The 16708-nt window shown below is 60.7% G+C and carries 17 protein-coding genes; 1 reads left to right on the top strand and 16 read right to left on the bottom strand.

Annotation, left to right across the window (positions count from 1 at the left end; genetic code table 11):
* Positions 1-7: 7 nt before the first annotated feature.
* The 13 genes from PAF18_RS16480 to PAF18_RS16420 form a co-directional block, all read right to left on the bottom strand.
* Positions 8-4270, bottom strand: coding sequence for a strawberry notch-like NTP hydrolase domain-containing protein (locus PAF18_RS16480; protein WP_271118283.1), 4263 nt, complete (start codon positions 4268-4270; stop codon positions 8-10).
* Between the two features lie 103 nt (positions 4271-4373).
* Positions 4374-4526: an antitoxin PaaA2 family protein gene (locus PAF18_RS16475; protein WP_113912995.1), complete on the bottom strand. Its 153-nt coding sequence runs from the start codon at positions 4524-4526 to the stop codon at positions 4374-4376.
* A complete protein-coding gene (locus PAF18_RS16470) occupies positions 4516-4770 on the bottom strand; it encodes a hypothetical protein (RefSeq protein WP_271118282.1) in 255 nt (84 codons plus the stop codon). Before PAF18_RS16470 ends, PAF18_RS16475 begins: the two co-directional genes overlap by 11 nt.
* A gap of 10 nt (positions 4771-4780) precedes the next feature.
* Positions 4781-5299 carry a type II toxin-antitoxin system YhaV family toxin gene (locus tag PAF18_RS16465; RefSeq protein WP_271118281.1) on the bottom strand — a complete coding sequence of 173 codons (519 nt, stop codon included), beginning with the start codon at positions 5297-5299 and terminating at the stop codon, positions 4781-4783.
* Entirely contained in the window at positions 5296-5622 is a 327-nt protein-coding gene (locus tag PAF18_RS16460; RefSeq protein ID WP_271118280.1) for a type II toxin-antitoxin system PrlF family antitoxin, read from the bottom strand. Before PAF18_RS16460 ends, PAF18_RS16465 begins: the two co-directional genes overlap by 4 nt.
* 124 nt (positions 5623-5746) lie before the next feature.
* Complete coding sequence (locus PAF18_RS16455) at positions 5747-6400, bottom strand: DUF6927 domain-containing protein (protein ID WP_271118279.1); 654 nt, start codon at positions 6398-6400, stop codon at positions 5747-5749.
* Positions 6400-6993, bottom strand: coding sequence for a regulator (locus tag PAF18_RS16450; RefSeq protein ID WP_271118278.1), 594 nt, complete (start codon positions 6991-6993; stop codon positions 6400-6402). The genes PAF18_RS16455 and PAF18_RS16450 overlap by 1 nt, the downstream gene beginning before the upstream one ends.
* 71 nt (positions 6994-7064) lie before the next feature.
* The gene (locus PAF18_RS16445) at positions 7065-9047 is read right to left on the bottom strand and encodes a ParB/RepB/Spo0J family partition protein (protein WP_271118277.1); all 1983 of its coding nucleotides are present in this window, start codon (positions 9045-9047) and stop codon (positions 7065-7067) included.
* Positions 9048-9205: 158 nt separating this feature from the next.
* Positions 9206-9595 carry a DUF3768 domain-containing protein gene (locus PAF18_RS16440; protein WP_271118276.1) on the bottom strand — a complete coding sequence of 130 codons (390 nt, stop codon included), beginning with the start codon at positions 9593-9595 and terminating at the stop codon, positions 9206-9208.
* An 87-nt stretch (positions 9596-9682) separates the two neighbouring features.
* Entirely contained in the window at positions 9683-9892 is a 210-nt protein-coding gene (locus PAF18_RS16435; RefSeq protein WP_271118275.1) for a DUF6330 family protein, read from the bottom strand.
* Between the two features lie 23 nt (positions 9893-9915).
* On the bottom strand, positions 9916-10857 hold the full coding sequence (locus tag PAF18_RS16430; RefSeq protein WP_271118274.1) for an ArdC family protein: 942 nt from the start codon (positions 10855-10857) through the stop codon (positions 9916-9918).
* A 40-nt stretch (positions 10858-10897) separates the two neighbouring features.
* Positions 10898-11383, bottom strand: a complete 486-nt coding sequence (locus PAF18_RS16425) for a hypothetical protein (protein ID WP_271118273.1) — start codon at positions 11381-11383, stop codon at positions 10898-10900.
* A 62-nt stretch (positions 11384-11445) separates the two neighbouring features.
* Positions 11446-11571, bottom strand: coding sequence for a hypothetical protein (locus PAF18_RS16420; RefSeq protein WP_268793849.1), 126 nt, complete (start codon positions 11569-11571; stop codon positions 11446-11448).
* A gap of 89 nt (positions 11572-11660) precedes the next feature.
* On the opposite strand from PAF18_RS16420, the gene PAF18_RS16415 reads away from it, so the two are divergent.
* Positions 11661-12863, top strand: coding sequence for a Fic family protein (locus PAF18_RS16415; protein WP_271118310.1), 1203 nt, complete (start codon positions 11661-11663; stop codon positions 12861-12863).
* Between the two features lie 212 nt (positions 12864-13075).
* Here the strand turns inward: PAF18_RS16415 and repC are convergent, their stop codons facing one another.
* From repC to repA, 3 genes are all read right to left on the bottom strand, one after another.
* On the bottom strand, positions 13076-14131 hold the full coding sequence (repC, locus tag PAF18_RS16410) for a plasmid replication protein RepC (protein ID WP_271118272.1): 1056 nt from the start codon (positions 14129-14131) through the stop codon (positions 13076-13078).
* A gap of 238 nt (positions 14132-14369) precedes the next feature.
* Positions 14370-15338, bottom strand: a complete 969-nt coding sequence (gene repB, locus PAF18_RS16405) for a plasmid partitioning protein RepB (RefSeq protein ID WP_271118271.1) — start codon at positions 15336-15338, stop codon at positions 14370-14372.
* Positions 15338-16537 carry a plasmid partitioning protein RepA gene (repA, locus tag PAF18_RS16400; protein ID WP_009807965.1) on the bottom strand — a complete coding sequence of 400 codons (1200 nt, stop codon included), beginning with the start codon at positions 16535-16537 and terminating at the stop codon, positions 15338-15340. Before repA ends, repB begins: the two co-directional genes overlap by 1 nt.
* Positions 16538-16708 lie beyond the last annotated feature (171 nt).

The following is a 16708-nucleotide window of genomic DNA, read 5'->3' as shown; positions in this document are numbered from 1 at the left end:
TGACCTTTCAGGCGGCTTGTTCTGACGTCATGGCGGCTTCCTGCCCCACGATCCGGGCCAGAATGCTCCCCGTGTCGATCCCGTCCCCATGCGGCAGGAACACCCGCAGCTGGAAGGCGATGATCTCAGTGGAACACCCCATTGCCTTGAGGCCATCAATCATGCCCCGATCCGCGCCGCCCAGCTCGAGGCGCATCTCGCCTGCGACACGGCGACGGGTCAGGGTCAGACCCCGGCCCAGATCGACAGGCGCGGTGGTGCCGAGGGCGGCGGTCAACATCTCCTGCGGTGTTTGCGGGTTGGAGACGAGGAAGCGGGCGCGCAGCGCGGCCGCCCCTTCCTCGCTCAGCGTGCGCCCGATCATGGCGGTCGCCCCATCGGGCGTGACCCGGTAGATGCGCTCATTGGTGGTCGGAATGTCCTTCCAGATCGGCAGCAGCAGCCCGGTCAGCAGGTAGAGCTTGGTCGTGGTGGTTTTTGGCAGGGACGCAGCCTCTGCGTCCCAAAGCTGGGAGAACTCGCGCCGCTCAATATCTTCCCAAGCCGAGGACTCGAACCGCGCCTCTTCGAGATAGCTCGACCCGTTTGGCCGCACCACCTTGCGCATCAGCGTGACGATGTCCTCGTCATACATCTGCATGGGCCGCGCCGAGATGAGCGCCGCGCGACCGGAGGTGCGATTGACCATCGGCAGCTTGTCAGGGTTGCGCGACAGGGCGTCATCCGCCGACAGCACGTGGACCGGGTCCGTCACCTCAAGTCCGATGATCCGCGTCACGGCGCCAGATTTCGGGCAGGTCCAGAGATCTTCCGTGGAGACCTGCTCGATCTTTTCGCCACGCAGGGTTTCCACCCCGAGATCGAGCGTGCCCGCCGCGCGCGCCCGTTCGGTCTGATCAGATATTCTCGCCATGAACTCGGCAAAGAGCGCGTTCTGCATGTGGATGGGGAGGGCAAGCACCCGGTTCAGAAACCGCTGGATCGGGGGAAGCTCTTCGAGCAGCACACCGTCCTTGTCGATCAGCCGCAGGGCTGTCCAATCGGTGAAGCTCTCGTAGCTCATCGCCTCGGCGCGCCCGGCGGCGAGATCGGCAAAATATCCCCGCAAAGCCGCCCGCGCAATCGGGCTTTCGAGATTGTCCTCCTCGCGGAACATACCCTGCGAGCCGGTCTCGCGCTGGCCCTTGGTGAGCGCCCCCAGCTGGTCGAGGCGTTTGGCGATCGTCGAGGTGAAGCGCTTCTCGCCATGCACATCGGAGGTGCAGACCCGAAAGAAGGGCGCGCTGACCTGGGCCGAGCGATGCGTGCGGCCCAGTCCCTGGATGGCCGCATCGGCACGCCAGCCGGGCTCCAGCAGATAATGCCGCCGCCGCTTCTGGTTCTTCGCCGTTTGGGCCGCGTGATAGGACCGGCCCGTCCCGCCCGCATCGGAGAAGATCAGGATATCCTTTTCGCCATCCATGAAGGCCTGGGTCTCGGAGGAATTGCTGCTGGGGCTGCGCTTTTCGATAAAGAGATGGCCATCCTCGGCCTTGAGGGGCCGGATGGACCGCCCCGTGACCTCTGCGACGGCCTCGTCGCCAAAAGCCCAGAGGATCTGATCGAGCGCCGAGGGGATCGGCGCCAGCGTCATCAACTCCATCATGGCCGCGTCACGCAGAGCGAGCGCCTCGCGCGAGACGACCAGCGCGCCAGTTTCATCGCGGAGCGGCTCGGCCACCATATTGCCGTCGATCTCGACCAGCTTTTGCGCATGAATCGGGAAGGCCTGTTCGAGGTATCCCAGAACATAATCGCGCGGCGTCAAGGCACCCTCGACGAGTTCATCCTTCGGGTCCATTGTCTCAAGTCGGCGTTTCAGCAGGCTCTCACCCGTCGAGACCACCTGGATGACGCAAGCCTTGCCCGCCGCCAGATCGTCCTTGATTGCGCGGATGATGGTCGGGGCTTTCATGCCCATCAGGAGATGGTTGAAGAAGCGCTGTTTCGTGCTCTCGAAGCGGGACTTGGCCGAGGCGCGTGCGGCCGAGGCATTAGTCTCTCCCGAGGCGTCGTTGACGCCGGTCGCTGTCAGCGCGGCCTCGAGATTGTGGTGGATCGTCCGAAATGCGCCCGCATAGGCGTCGTAGATCTCGATCTGCGCCGGGGTCAGCGCGTGTTCGAGCACGTCATACTCCACCCCATCAAAACTGAGGGCACGCGCCGTGTAGAGCCCGAGCGTCTTGAGATCGCGCGCGACCACCTCCATGGCGGCGACACCGCCCGCCTCCATCGCCGAGACGAAGCTCTCGCGGCTTGGACATGGGTATTCGGGCCCCTGCCCCCAGAGACCGAGACGCGCGGCATAGGCCAGGTTGTGCACGCTCGTGGCGCCGGTAGCCGAGATGTAGAAGACGCGAGCGCGGGGTGCGGCGAGTTGCAGACGCAGGCCCGCAAGGCCCTGCTGGGAGGGTTTGACCCCCCTGCCCTGCTCGGACCCAGCCGCGTTCTGCATGGCATGGGCTTCATCAAAAGCCAGCACGCCATCAAAGTCTCCGCCCATCCAGTCGAGAATCTGGCTGAGCCGCGTGGTGCCGCATTTGCCCGCGGACCGCAGCGTGGCGTAGGTGACGAAGAGGATCCCGTCGCCCATCGGGACGGGCTGGTCCGGTTTCCATTTGGAGAGCGGCTGGATGTCGGCTGGCGAGCCGCCGAGATCGGTCCAGTCGCGGATGGCGTCCTCGATAAGCGTGGCGGATTTGGAAACCCAGATCGCCTTCCTGCGCCCGGAAAGCCAGTTCACGAGAATGAGCCCCGCGCATTCGCGGCCCTTGCCGCAACCGGTGCCGTCGCCGAGGAAATAACCAAGGCGATAGGCCCGTGCGTCTGGATCATCATCGGCGCGCGTCGGCTTGGTCTGGTCGTCATCGATGGTAAACCGACCGGGCAGATCACGCCCATGGGCATTATGCGCCATGATGATGGTCTCGAGCTGCGCCTCGGAGAGATGTCCCTCCTCGATCAACCGTGCGGGCAGGCGCAAGTCATCACTGCCCGTGTTTGAGGGCATGGTCGGGGCAACCGAGGCCATGGCGATGCTTTCGACCAGCGGCGTGGGATGTTCCTGCGCACCCGCGATCTCGATCCGCTGCGGACGGTAGCGCGCATAGATGTCCGAGATCGGCATGTTGTCGCGCGGGATATCAAGGCTCGTGAAAACTAGCGGGACAACGGCATTGGCCCTGGCTGTGGGGGCGGTGATAACACCGGCAGCGGTCTTGCGCAGGACAGATGATCGAACGGTCGGCCGAGCATGAGGGATCGCTTCAACCCGTTGGGCCGGGCTCATCTCGGTCCGTGTTGCGGCCACAGCATCGACATATGCCAAGGCTTCATCCAGATCCCGCACAGGGACGCGGATCATTTCGCCGTCCTCCTGCACCTTGTCGAAGACCATGAGCTGGGTTTCGACAGAGGTGCCGAGCTTGCGGTAAACCTGCCCCGGCATCGTCAGCGCCAATCGTGGCGTCAGGAGACCGCAGGCGCGGGACCAATGCGCGGCATCGCGTTCGGGCGTGAACCCCGGCGGCATGATCGCCACAAGCCGCCCGCCGGGTGCCAGACGCTTTGCAGCCGCGATGAGATGCTTGGCGGCGATGTGTTTGTCCCGGGCGCGATCGACCGAGGAGGCGAAGGGCGGATTCATCACCACGACGTCGGGTAGAACCGGCGTTTGCAGCAGATCATCGATATGCTCGCCGTCATGGCCTGTGACCTCGCCGCCGAAAACCGCGCGCAGGAGGCGCTGGCGAAAGGGGTCGATCTCGTTGAGCAAAAGCGTGGCACCGGCCCGGGCGGCGAAAGCTGCCAGGGCACCGGTGCCCGCCGAGGGCTCCAGCACGGTCTCGCCCTTGCGGATCCCCGCGGCCCGCAAGACCAGCGCCGCGAATGGCAGCGGCGTGGAAAACTGCTGCAGCCGGATCTGCTGCTCTGACCGGCGCGTTTCCGTCAGCAGCCGCGAGGCAAGCAGCCTTGCAGCGGCGATGTCACCTGCCGCGCCGTCCCCACGCAGCAGCACCTGCACAGCCGCCGCCTGCATCAGGTCATAGGCCATGCGCCAGTCCCAGGCACCGCCGGCATCGCTGCCATGAAACGTCTCGCGCATGATGCGCGCGAGCGCTGAACTGCGCAGGGGCTGGTTGTCGACCTCCGCGCCGATCTGCGCGAGGGCAGAGGTGAGGTTAGCGTCGGAGATTGCGAGAGCCGGGTTGGCCGGTCTGGGTTTGGACATGGGGATTTTCCTTTGGATCAGGGTCTGAGTTCCAAAGGACAAAAAGCCCGCTTTCGCTTTTCAAGGTGACGGGGGTCAGACCGCGCTGACCTCCAAGGCTTGGTCAGGACTTGGGTTCGACCTCCCGTTTCGCATCAATCAATGCCTGTGCGGCCTGCATCACCTGAACTTGAGATGTTCCCGTGCATTCCTCCTCCAGCGCGGCCTGCACCTTCGCGCGAAACCACGCGTCATACGAATTCGCTTCAGCGGCCATGGAAATGCTCCTCGAGCCCGATATCCAGCAGCTTGCCGAGGTCATCGGGCATGTCTGCAACGTGCACAGCAATTGGGAAACGGCCCCGCTTCATCTGGGACGCGCATTGCTCATCGAGACCAAGAAGTGGCCCTTCCTTTCCCGTTTCGTCCATTGCGTTTTCTCCAACCGTGTTAAGGCGCGAGGTTACATCACCTTGCGTGATACCGTAAACGGCGGTGCCGTTAGGGTCGCAGAAAATCATCCTAGGCCACTTACCGATCGGGCGCCGCTTCAAGGGAAGTTTCTAACCGCTTGTCCGCCGCCGCGGCTTCTTTCAGGAGCGCGTCAAAATTGTCAGGTGGGTTGCCATCTTCCAGCATCCCTTTGAACGTCGCATAGGCATCCGTCTTGCTGCCATAGGCGCGCAGGGTCTTGTCGTCGTTCACCCAGGCCACCACGATGACCTTCGCATCACTGTTGAACCGGTAGAACAACCGATATTGCTGGAAGAATTTCGCCCGAAACCAGTGCTTGCGGTGATCGCCGAGTGTGCCGCCTTGCCGGAAGGCGGCGGCACCCGGATCTGCCGGTATGGCCTCGGTGACCAGCTTGAAGATGGCGGCCAGCCGTTTCGTGGAATTTTTCTTGCGCCAGGTCTTGGGATCGCGTGCCTTACGCGCCTCGACCTCTTCAATCAGCCCTTCGAGCTGATCCAGAAAGAGCGGATGCGCATAAATCGACCATCCGTTTACGACAAGAGGCGCTTGGGCGGGCACGCTATCGCCGCTCATTCATCCTCGGGCGATAGCGGCGCATCGAGATCGACGTCAACGTCTCCGACCAGTGCTGCAAGACGGTCATGCAAAGCCCCATCGAACGCCCGAATGCGGTCCGGATGCGCCTTGATATCGGCCTCGACAAAATCGAGAAAGGCTCCGAGCACGGGATCTTCCTCGTCGCTGCGCACGGGCTCGATATAGACCCTGCCACTCGGCTCGGTGCAGTAACGAATCTGGTCGCCCTTTCCCAGCTTGAGCTGTTTGCGCACACCCGCCGGCACGGTCGTCTGATACCGATCCGTGAGTTTCGAGACATCTTGTGCGAGGGCTGTCATGGCAGTCTCCTGAAGAAAAGGGGCTTTGCTGCCCGCGATAGGTAATGCATTTGCATTGCCTTGTCAAGACAAGCCGCAGCATCTGCTGTCGCCGGGCAGGTCAATGAACCGTCCGGCGCAGGACCTAATTTCGCCCCGCCAGGAACTCCGCCAGCACCGGGCTAGCCGCACCTTTTGCGGAGCTGAGCAGCTCCGAGCCCGCAAGCGAGGCCTTCGACAGGCGTACGAGCCCACCGGTTTCCTCGATGCGGTAGCAGCGGCGTTTTTGCCGCCCCCGCTTGTAGTACGTCGCGGTGACGATCTGGCATGTACTGCCATCGGTGAGCGTCACGGGCGTGGCGAGCCTGATCTTGTCGCCTTCCTCGTAGTCCGGGATCGCAGCCCAATTCCGGCAGCGCTGACGCCAGTCCTGGGCGTAGCTGTCCGGGTCTTTCAGGTCGGAGAGAAGCTCGATCAGCCCAAGCGGAGCACGAGATTCGTTCGGGCCAGCACTTTCCTCCATGTCCTTGTAGCCCCAGCAGCCGTCATCGTATCGGGTGAGGAAGACAGCCCCGAAAGTGAAGGAGCCATCCGCATCGGTGACATAGGTCGTGTCTTCGACAGGGGTGCCGTCGAGATTGGTGACCTTTGCCGCCGCATACCAGGTTGAGCCGACCTTGCAGGCCTTGACCAGTTCAGTTTTGCGCGTGTCGCCATGAGAGGTGCAGAGCCTGGCGATTTCCGCTTTCTCATCCGCGTAGGTCTGAACGCGGCGATCGGTGTAGAAAAGCCAACCCATCACGCCACCCTCCGATCATCGAGTTCCATCAGCGCATCGAGCGGCACGCGGTAGGGCTGCATGGCGTCGAAATCTTCGCAATTGCCGCAGTTCTGCACGATCGCGAAGGTGTCGCAGGCATCCTTGAGGATGACCCGGAAGGTGCCGCCGAGGCCCGAGGGCACCTCGTAGGTCCCGCCAATGAGATAATCCGAGGCCCGGCGCACGAAGACGCGGATGCTGTGGCCATCGGTGGCGAGCCGGATCGCCCCCTGCCCCCGGTCGATGAGCACCTGCACATCGTCGAGGATGTCGGTGTAGAACTGGCCGGTCAGATCGCGAAACGCCATGCGGCGCTGCGCCATCCAGTCGGTATCCCGAAACGGGTTCATGCCGTCGGCGAAAGCAAAGGACGGATCGGCCTGCTCGGTCGTGACGATGCGAGTGGTCGTGCCATCGATGCCGTTTGAGCGCAGATGCACGCCATTGCCGACGATGAGGATCAGGGCCGGCCTGTCCACGGGACCGTTCCAGTTGGGCAGGAAGGTTTTGCAGGCGCGCGCATGTGCGATTTGCGCCGCAACAGCAGACGCAGAGAACTTGAGAATAGCCATGAGGATGTCTTTCCGTTGGGTGTGGGAGGTCGACCCACGCGGGGAATGCCTCGCGCGGGTCGCGTGAGGACTCAGGCCGCTTGCGCGACCTCGCTGTCAGGCTCCGGGGTGTCCGCAGTGGGCTCCGCCTCATCACAGGCGACACCGGCGGTCTGCATCATGGGCGGGCACCAGGCGGCCACGGCAGCGCGCTGCGCGTCCGTGAGCGTCGCGAAGGGCTCTGCAAAGAGCTTGTCGCAGAAGTCGACGATTTCCTTCTTGCTCGACGAGGCCAGCGTCACCGCCTCCTGGGCCAGACCCAGATCCTCGCCGAGGATCTTCAGGAGCCAGGCCTTTTTGAAGCGATTGAACAGCGCCGCGTTCGGCGTCCAGTGGGCGCGGATGTCGGGCATGATCTCGATCTCGAACGCATGCATCAGGCTATCGCGCCGAGGATCCCGCGCGAAGCAGGACTGCGTGGTGCTGGCCGTGGCATAGGCCACGAGCTTGGCCTTTTCACCTGCCTCCAGCGCGCGAAACGCCGCGAACTGATCGGCGGGCGGGCGGGTGTCATCAAGCCAGGACAGATCAAGCGCATCATGCGCCGCCGCCACCTGCTCGAGCGAGGTCTCGTCGATCTCGTCCATCTTGGCATGGCTGCGGTAATCCTCGCGGGCCTCGATCTTGATCGCCTGCGTGACACTCATACCGCTGGCCAGAACATCACTGACCAGTTTGAAGAGCGTCAGATCGAGCGTGGCCTCCGGATGCAGCGCCATCGCGGCGCCAAGGGCCATGGCTCGCTCGGTCTTGAGGTCCTCGGCCAGTGAAGCTGGATAAGTGATTTCGCCGGCGTCCGGGGCTTCTTCCCCGGTCGGGCCAGCCGAGGAGCCGCGTGCGCCCTCCTCTTTGACGGTGTCTTCCGGTCGGACGAGACCAACATGGAGCGTGATCTGCCCACCCTGCCACGAGGCGATCACCCCAGCGCGGGCCAGATCTTCGTCGCTGTAGGCCTCCTGCAGATCGCGGGCTTCCTCTTCCAGAACGTCCACGCGCTCGTAAAGGGCGTTGTAGGCACCGTCCTCGAGCCCCTCATCTTCCATCTCGAGTTGCAATTTCTCAAGCTCGGCGGTGATCTCATCGATGCGCTTCCGGGCAGCCTCATCGGGCTCGATCGGGCCGGGATAGACGCGGCCATAGTCGGCCATGGTCGCGTAATCATAGCGCACCATCGCATCGGCCCAGGCAAACCCCAGCCTCACACGGACCTCTTCAGCGGCGGCCCCAAGCTTCTCGAGCAAAATGGTCTCGACCAGCGCCGCATCCTCAAGCACGGAATGCTCTTCCAGAAGGTCAGCCGCGACGGCACCGCCACGCGCCTCGTAGTCTTCGCGCACGAAAGCCCCGATATCGTCGCTGACCTGCACGCCGCGGGACTTGAGGGCCTGTCGGACCGTGTAGGCCTGCAGATAGCCGCCGTCTTTCGTGAGCGCCTCGAAAACCTCGCGCTGCGCCTCCTGGCTCGGGTGCTCGGCGAAGGCCTTCATTGTGTCGAGCGTGATCACCTTGCCCCGAGCCGCGGCGCGGATGTCGGGGTGGATGAGGCCATAGCGCAACCGGCCTTTCACGGCCGCCACCGTGGTGCCGAAGGTCTTCGCGATCGTCTCGGGCGTCTGGCCGTCGACCTCCATCATCCGGGCGAAAGCCTCGAACTCGTCGATGGCATTCATCGGTGCCTGGGTGATGTTCTCGGCGAGCGACAGTGCCGTGGTGACGTCGCAGTCCTCGGGCACGAGGCGGCAGTCCACCTTGGTTTTCGCCGTGAACCCCTTGCTGGCCTTGTCGGCGATCAGCTCCTTCAGCGCGGCATGGCGCCGGCCACCGGCGAGGACGGCGTATTTGCCGTCGAGCTTCTGGACCAGGAGCGGCTGCAGGAGACCCAGAACGGCAATGCTGGCTTTCAGATGCGCGATGTTCTCGGGGTCATAGGTTTCCGGCGCGTTGCTGCGCACATTAGCAGGATGCGGGACTAGATCGCCGATCGCGACGGTAAGGGGAGCAAAGCTTGTGGTCATGGGATATCCTTCCAGGAGGGTGAGGTGTGGCCCGCGCCTTCAAGCGCGTGACCAATCCCCGGCTTCAGGGATCACCACGACAAAAGGCCCGCTTTGCCTTTTTGAGGGGCAGCGGGCCTTCATCGCCTGGGGTGTCAGGAAGGGGGGTGTCCCCTGCCCTACCAGTCGCGCGCCAGCATGATGGTCAGCACGCGCATGGTGGTGGCGGGATTGTCCGGGGTCTCAGCCCCGTAGCGGAAGTCCGAGTCTGCTTCATAGAGATCGATCTTCCAGAACACGGTCTCTCCCCGGATCTCTACCGCTCCGAAATCGTGCCATCCCTCGGGATCATTCTCAGGCTCGAATGTGGCAAACTCACCGGTCGCCTTCACCGCCTCGGCCATGAAGCCTTCACCGGCCTCCATGAGCGAGCGGGTGACATGCATCCGGCCCTGGATGGGCTGCGCGGGCGGCACTCCAAGGCACGCGAGCTTGCGAAACGCGTCGTTCTGCTCCGCGATCACACTCGGCTCTGGACGGTCTGGCTGGGGTTGAACGGTCATGGACATGGGGATCTCCTTTGAGAAGTTGAAACACCCTTCCCAAAGCCCGCTTTTCCTTTTCCGCCTGGCGGCAGGACCGAAGGAGAAGGTGCCCTACCCGAACAGACCCTTGGGTCTGTAATTCGGGTTGGGGATGGTCTCGACCCAGCCGCCTTGGTCCGTGATGGCCTCGAGCGCTGCCGAAAGCGGATACGCGCCCTCAGACGCGCTCCACCAATAGGCGCCGTGCTTGAAGGTGATGATCTTGCGGCGGCCATCTTTGAAGCAGGCCACCCGCAGCGTCTTGGGTTCCTTGCGTGACATGCGAGTCTCCGTTCTCCGTGTGGTCAGGCCGCCTTGGCGCTGCGCCCTGCCCTGCCCGCCTCCGATCTGGCGATCAAGTAGTCGCAAGCGCGCTGCGCGTCCGCGGCGTGCTTGAAGATCGCACCCTTGTCCGAGCGCAGGACGCGCAACCAGTTGTGGAGATAGGCGGCATTCATCTCGAGCGTATGCGCCGTGAAGCCGAGCGTCTGACCCAGGAACACCGAGGTCAATTCCGCGACGATCTCCTCGCGCGCATAGGACGTGTTGCCAAACTTCGAGAACCCGAAATCACGGTTCAATCGATGGGGGGCTTTCGTGGCATGGGCGAGCTCATGCGCCCAGACCCCGTAGAAATTGCGCGGGTCCTGGAACCGCGTGATGGACGGCATGTAGACCTTGTCCACGGGCGGCAAATAGTACGCCTCCGTGCCCGTGAAGACGGTCGTGATGTCGATGGCATCGAAAAACGCCTGCATGTGCGGGATGGGCTCGGACGGCGGATGCTCGGGCACGGGCTCCGGATCGGGGAAGAAGCTGTCGGGCAAGCCCTCGATCTGGCAGGAATTGAACACGCGGTAGGATTTCTGAAAGCGAAAGATGTGGGCTTCCTCGGAGTGATCATCCCCGTCGCTGCGGTCATGCTCATCGCCGCCCGCGTCTTTCCGGCTTTGACCGTAATAGACGACGACAGAGGATTTCTCGCCCTTGCGGACCTTTGCATCCAAGGCATTGGCCTGCGGCAACGTCATCCAGAAGGGAGAGCTGTGGCCCGCCATCACGGTCCGCATCGTCAGCAGGAAGTTGTTCACTCCCTGGTAGGGTTCACCGCCCACGCGCAGGGGGCGAGAGCTGCCGCCTGCGGTCCATGGCTTGCGCCACGGCAGGACGCCGCGCTCGATGATGCGGATGATTTCGTTTGTGATGGCCTCGGAGGCATCGAATTTGGGCGTGCGGGATCGGGCCATGGCTGGCCTCCTTTCGAGTCTTGGTGAGAGGAAATGGGGATCAGATTGACTGACGGGGCCGCGGATCGTTGACGATCCTCGCGCCGAGCCGTTCGACCATGTCGATGTAGTCGGTCAGCGAGACGGACCTGCCAGGGCCCGAGGGTGCAGAGTCGTCCGATCCGTCCCGCGCCACCCGCGGCAGGTTCGCGCAGGCGATGACATTGGTGACGGGTCGGATATCGATAAACGGGGTCCCTCGTGCGACCGCAAGAGTGGCCAAGGGGAAGCGCTCGATCGGCGCGAGGGTCGAGACGGTGGTCCAACCGAGATGGATGAACGTGCCGCCCTCTCCGCAGATCACATGGGCATTCGGCAGCGTTGCCGCCTGCCTGAGATAGCCGAGATCACGCAGGACGGTCTCGCGCTCGAGCTGCAGTGCCTGGCCCGTCTGGCCGGTTCGGCGTAGTTCCTTGTGTCGCCACCACGAGGCAGCGGTCGCGCGTAACACGCGCAAGACACCTGTTTGCATCGGAATGCCCTTCATCAGGAAAGACAGACCGGAACCCGGCCCGGACCCATCTGAGGGACCCCAAAGGCCCTCATCCGTCAGTCACAAAACCCGAAGAACACTTTCTCTTTTTCCGGCCCCTTTGGGCACACAACAAAACCGAAAAGCCCGGCCCTTCTGCCGAAGCCATTGATTTCATGCAGCAATTCCAGATCGGCAGGCAAGATCGGCAACGCATATCGGCAAAACCTTGCTTGAAAGTACGAAATGTGTTTATTTTTCAATTACTTTGCAAACATGGAAGATCGGCAAAATGCTGGAGACACCCGCCAGGATCGAACCCTGCTTCTTTGAGGAGCATATTCCTACAGAACTGGCAGACCTTTCGGTCGACATCCAGAGGGAAGCCACCGGGCTGGGACAAGGGTTGCATCCTGACAGCGCAGCCGAACTTGCCGATCTCGTCCGTGTGATGAACTGCTACTACTCCAACCTGATCGAAGGACACAACACGCGCCCCCGCGACATCGAAAGGGCGCTGGCTGGTGCCGAGCTTGAGGAAGAAACCCGTCCCCTCGCCCTTGAGGCCCGGGCGCACGTCATCGTTCAACGGGCCATCGACGAGATGCATCGCAAGGGCACCCTGCCCCGCCCCACATCCGTCGAATTCCTGACTTGGGTCCATAAGAGCTTCTACGACGAGATGCCGGAAGAGTTTCGGGTCATCGAACATCCCGACGGCACACAAGAGCCCATCGTTCCGGGACGCATGCGGCAGGATGATGATCGGGAAGTTGCGGTCGGGCGCCACCTACCTCCTTCATCGTCGCGCGTCGCGGCATTCATGGACCATTTCGACAAACGATTTCAGATTGCGGCGCGGTCTTCGAGCGGACGGATCATCGCGATCGCCTCTGCGCATCACCGGCTCAACTACATCCACCCTTTCCCGGATGGTAACGGCCGTGTCAGCAGACTGATGTCTCATGCCATGGCCCTCACAGCGGGGATTGGTGGCCAAGGGCTCTGGTCCGTATCACGTGGGCTGGCCCGCGGGCTAACCGATCGGGGCGAGTACAAACGGATGATGGATCTGGCCGACAGTCCACGCCGCGGAGACCGCGACGGACGGGGGAACCTGTCAGAAGCGGCACTGAAGACGTTTAGTGAATGGTTCCTAAAGGTGACGCTCGACCAGATCACCTTCTCAGCAAGATTGTTCGATCTCGGCGGACTTGACCAACGGTATCGCCGTCTTGTTGCAGATACCATCGATGACAAGCGAGCGCCGGAACTAATCTCGGCGGTTCTTCGGCATGGGGCACTGGAACGAGGCGATGCGCAGATTGTGCTCAAGACGTCCGAGCGTACTGCTCGCAACACGCTGAGTAAACTGACCGCCGCCGGATACATGACGTCCGCCTCGCCGAAGACGCCGGTTCGGTTGGCGTTTCCGTTGGATTATCGAGAGCGGCTCTTTCCAAACCTCTTTGGAGACGGTGACCTCCCACAATAACTTTAGGCATTTAGGGTGTAATGGCTGGCCGCCGATTTCTTCCATGGGCGGCCAGATTTTCATCAAGGCTTGCTCGTGTGTCACTTGTCCACCGCGGTGGACATCTGCTGGTCTGAGATGAACTGAAGAACCACCACGCGCCGCTACGTGCGTTTGGACAGTTTTGGTTGCCACAAGCGCCGCTTCTCGTTCGAAGTCCACCGCGGTGGACATTAGACAGTTCGCTCATTGTTTTCGGACAGTCGCTTGATCAAAGCTAATGGATCAAATTGGTTTTGCCTTTGACCCAGGGTGATACTGTGAAAATACGCTCCAAAATCCCTGATGCGTTTTCCAAGCTGTAGCATGATGAAGATCGTGCATGACGCTTTCTGAGCTCCTACAGCATTCTTGGCTTTCTCGAAAGTCTCTGGGTGAATGCCCATCATGGGTGCAAGTGTTCGAGCATGGTTTTCAATGTCCAACCAGTTTCTAAGTCTCTCTGTGGAGAACGATGTCGCCTGATCGCAGACTGAGGTCAGCAAGTCTGGTTTCAGGGCCTCAAGGCCGATGTTGCTATCTAAATCTTTTTTTTCTTCTTCAGACTTAGATTGATGCCGGACAGTTTGTCCGTCATTGGCGGGCAATTCCATAGTTTCAGGCGGGTCATCCGGGGTAGACAAACTCTGGCATTCTGCATCTGTACTGGCGAGCAGAGCGTGGTATTCGGGGAGGCTCAGCTTCCTGCGTAGAGCTTTCCGTGCGTGGTTGATGAATGCGTTGCTAGGATCGTGCTCTTCCAAACGGGCGAGCTTTGTAAGGATCTGTTTGCGGACAAATATCCGATCTCGCCGGTTATTCTCCATCTCTTGCGCGATGGCTATAAGCTCGCTCGCACGTTGGAGCAGGGGGGTGAGAGACAATCCATAACTGATGCACTCCCCGCCGGATGAGCGAACGCGGTAGCGCTTTCGGTTCGAGCTGTCATTGCGCTTGATGAATCCGAGTTCAACGAAGCGGTTGATGTGCCTCCGGAGTGTCCGTTCGTCGATTCCGCCAACGCGCTGGCAAAGTGAATTGTTAGACGCAAAAACCGTTTCGCCATGGCCAGGTTTCAGAAAACTGAGCATTGCTTGAAGTGTCTGTATGTGGCCAGGACGTAGACCAAACACGCTGCGTGCATCTCTCAGGGCTCTGAAGATGGTCCAGACGTCGGTTTCAGATGGGGGAAATGAGCCGCGGGTTGCATCAGCACCTGCGGCTTCGATCGAGAGTTTTGTAAATGCCATGGCTTGTTCACGACGACCGTTCGGCCCACAACTTCCCCGTCTCTTTCCTCGAATTTTCGCGGAAAAAGGCAAAAAATATCAGTCCACCGAATCGGTGACTCTTGACCGGTATGCTGGAGGTTGCTACATCAAAGATGCTAATCAGATGATGAGGGCTCTCCAGGGGAAACTTTGGGGGGCTCTTTTCTTTCGGGTCTTCGCTTTTCTCCTCTGCTCGTGTTGCTCTGTGTGGCCTGGGTTAGGACCCAGAGCCTCTCTCATTCCGCCACTGTACGAAGAGTTGCAAAAGCGTAGCTTCCGCGTGCTCTTCGAGCCATTGGCCGAATTCTGGATTGTCCTTCTTGGTGACCTTGAGCGCGATCGCCTTCTCATCGATTGTCAGCGTGCCCAATGAACAGCCGTTCTCATCATTGATGACCGAAGTCAGCCCACGATTGGGCGGCTTCTTGTCGCTACGTGCTTTGCTCGAGCAAGCCGAATAGACCGCTTGGAACTTTTCGGAACTAGGAGTGTCGTCGGGCAGGGCGGCGAGCGCCTCTTTGGCGATGTCCACCAAATCTACCTTCACCGACAAGGCAGCTAGATCACCCCACTGCCGTCGTCCGATCCCATGTGCTGGCCCGATGAGTTGAACAAGACCGTCTGGCAGTTGTTCTATGACGACCCTGTGGTTGGATACGCCTTGCCGGGTCAGACCTAGAGCATCTTGAATGACACCGGGTTTGTACCCGGATTCTTGCATCTCTTTGATAAAAAGAGACTTTTCTATAAAAGACGGATCAAGCCTGAGGTTGTTCTCCTGGCCTTGAGCGATCAGAGATGCGTCATCGTCCAAGGTTCGAACAATTGCCTTGACCGTTCCACCGACCTTACGGATCGCCGCAAGCCTGCGGCGGCCGTAGATGATGCGGTATCTGTCCGGTTGGGCAGATGGACGGACCATGATGGGCACTTGTTGGCCATGCTTGCGAATGCTCTCGGCCAACTCATCGATACTGGAATCTTCCAGCACCAACCGATCGCGCAGCCCATCCATGTCAATCTGATCGGGTTCGATATCGCGAATCGAGTTTGCTGTGATCTCGCGCAAAGAGTCGCGCAATCCTCCAACAGATCCCGGCAGCTTTGCCGCTTTTGGCGGGGTAGGGGAGGGGGCTCCGCTCTCCGTCTCATTCCTTGGAGGCTGGTTGAAGATGTTTCGGGCCATCAGCGACGCCCCCATGCCATTTGGATCGTCTGCTCTAGCTCATCGCCAACGCCATTCACGCTGGTCAGGGCGCGATCAATTGTCTTTCTGATGAATTGGCTTGGATCGACTTCGTAGACGGTCTGCTGGGTCATCCCCGCGTCGGAGATCGCCGTAGACTTCAGCATTGGCTCTGTCATGACCTGACCTGCCAGAATTGATCTCAGGTAGCCTGCCATTTGGGTCTGCGGACCGTCCGAAGGTTCATATCTGGTAATCAGGAACTTGACAAAATCCCATGTGACACGCCGACCGATGGCTTCCTCCACGGCCTTGACCGTTTCTGAAGCAAGCTTCAGGAATTGGCTCATAGATGCGATGTCAAGCATGCCAGGTACCACGGTAACCAAAAGCCCCGTCGAGGCTGCCAGCGCAGTCAGGGTTAGAAACCCAAGCTGAGGCGGGCAGTCGATCAGGACGATGTCGTAGTTTGCCTCAACCTCTTCAAGCGCCAAGGCGAGGCGCTCTGCAAAGATGGGCTGTACGCGACGGGCGAGAGCGTTTGCGGTCTCGGTTTCGTACTCCGAGAGCATCAAACCGGCGGGCACCATGTCGAGCTTATGGAAGTAGGTCTTTTGGATGACGTTCGAGAGAGGAACTTGGTCCTCATATCTCAAAGCATCATAGATTGTGCCGCCATCGGCGAACTCAAGCTCGGGCCGAAAGCCGAAAAACGTGGTCAAACTTGCTTGCGGATCGAGGTCTAGGACCAGCACGCGGTAACCGCGCAAGGCATACCTTTGCGCAAGATGAATCGTTGCAGTAGTCTTTGATGAGCCGCCTTTGAAGTTGACGACGGATATCACCTGGAGACGATCGCCATCACGTCGACCTGGGCGGTAGCTTTCTGCGTTCTTCCCAGTGCGTCCAAGAACATCGCGCAACTCATCAATCTCTTGGGCTGTGTAGAACCGGTGTCCGCGGTTGTCTGTATGCACTTCCGGGAAGCTGCCGTCCTTGTGCCGGTTGCGCAGGTTAGATGTGCTTACGCGCAGGAGGCCGGCGACTTCGGTGGAACTGAAGCGACGTAGGGACTTTCGTTCTTCGGGTTCGAAAGCGATCTTCATCTGGCGATCCAAAGACTCAGCCAGATTGTCGGCAAATGCTCCGATATCGGAAGAGCCTATGCCTTGCGTGTATCCAATGTTACGATCATCCATGTCCTGCCGCCCACTCTCGGCCTCTGTTGAGGCTCTTAGTCATTCTGACGGTGTACAGCGTGTCTGACGCGTTTTGCCGTCAGAATGGGAATGCCACGATCCAGTGAGTCCGGCAAGAAGAATCTAAATGTAGTGTGAAAGTTATCCACAACACCTATAGGTGTTGTCGTG

The sequence above is a fragment of the Paracoccus sediminicola genome (genome assembly GCF_027912835.1).
Taxonomy (GTDB): domain Bacteria; phylum Pseudomonadota; class Alphaproteobacteria; order Rhodobacterales; family Rhodobacteraceae; genus Paracoccus; species Paracoccus sediminicola.
This window is presented reverse-complemented; position numbering and strand designations above follow the sequence as displayed.

Bases quoted from the DNA above. Each gene is read 5' to 3' on its own strand.
- PAF18_RS16480 (WP_271118283.1), bottom strand. From the start codon at position 4,270: ATGTCCAAACCCAGACCGGCCAACCCGGCTCTCGCAATCTCCGACGCT.
- PAF18_RS16475 (WP_113912995.1), bottom strand. From the start codon at position 4,526: ATGGCCGCTGAAGCGAATTCGTATGACGCGTGGTTTCGCGCGAAGGTG.
- PAF18_RS16470 (WP_271118282.1), bottom strand. From the start codon at position 4,770: ATGATTTTCTGCGACCCTAACGGCACCGCCGTTTACGGTATCACGCAA.
- PAF18_RS16465 (WP_271118281.1), bottom strand. From the start codon at position 5,299: ATGAGCGGCGATAGCGTGCCCGCCCAAGCGCCTCTTGTCGTAAACGGA.
- PAF18_RS16460 (WP_271118280.1), bottom strand. From the start codon at position 5,622: ATGACAGCCCTCGCACAAGATGTCTCGAAACTCACGGATCGGTATCAG.
- PAF18_RS16455 (WP_271118279.1), bottom strand. From the start codon at position 6,400: ATGGGTTGGCTTTTCTACACCGATCGCCGCGTTCAGACCTACGCGGAT.
- PAF18_RS16450 (WP_271118278.1), bottom strand. From the start codon at position 6,993: ATGGCTATTCTCAAGTTCTCTGCGTCTGCTGTTGCGGCGCAAATCGCA.
- PAF18_RS16445 (WP_271118277.1), bottom strand. From the start codon at position 9,047: ATGACCACAAGCTTTGCTCCCCTTACCGTCGCGATCGGCGATCTAGTC.
- PAF18_RS16440 (WP_271118276.1), bottom strand. From the start codon at position 9,595: ATGTCCATGACCGTTCAACCCCAGCCAGACCGTCCAGAGCCGAGTGTG.
- PAF18_RS16435 (WP_271118275.1), bottom strand. From the start codon at position 9,892: ATGTCACGCAAGGAACCCAAGACGCTGCGGGTGGCCTGCTTCAAAGAT.
- PAF18_RS16430 (WP_271118274.1), bottom strand. From the start codon at position 10,857: ATGGCCCGATCCCGCACGCCCAAATTCGATGCCTCCGAGGCCATCACA.
- PAF18_RS16425 (WP_271118273.1), bottom strand. From the start codon at position 11,383: ATGAAGGGCATTCCGATGCAAACAGGTGTCTTGCGCGTGTTACGCGCG.
- PAF18_RS16415 (WP_271118310.1), top strand. From the start codon at position 11,661: ATGCTGGAGACACCCGCCAGGATCGAACCCTGCTTCTTTGAGGAGCAT.
- repC (WP_271118272.1), bottom strand. From the start codon at position 14,131: ATGGCATTTACAAAACTCTCGATCGAAGCCGCAGGTGCTGATGCAACC.
- repB (WP_271118271.1), bottom strand. From the start codon at position 15,338: ATGGCCCGAAACATCTTCAACCAGCCTCCAAGGAATGAGACGGAGAGC.
- repA (WP_009807965.1), bottom strand. From the start codon at position 16,537: ATGGATGATCGTAACATTGGATACACGCAAGGCATAGGCTCTTCCGAT.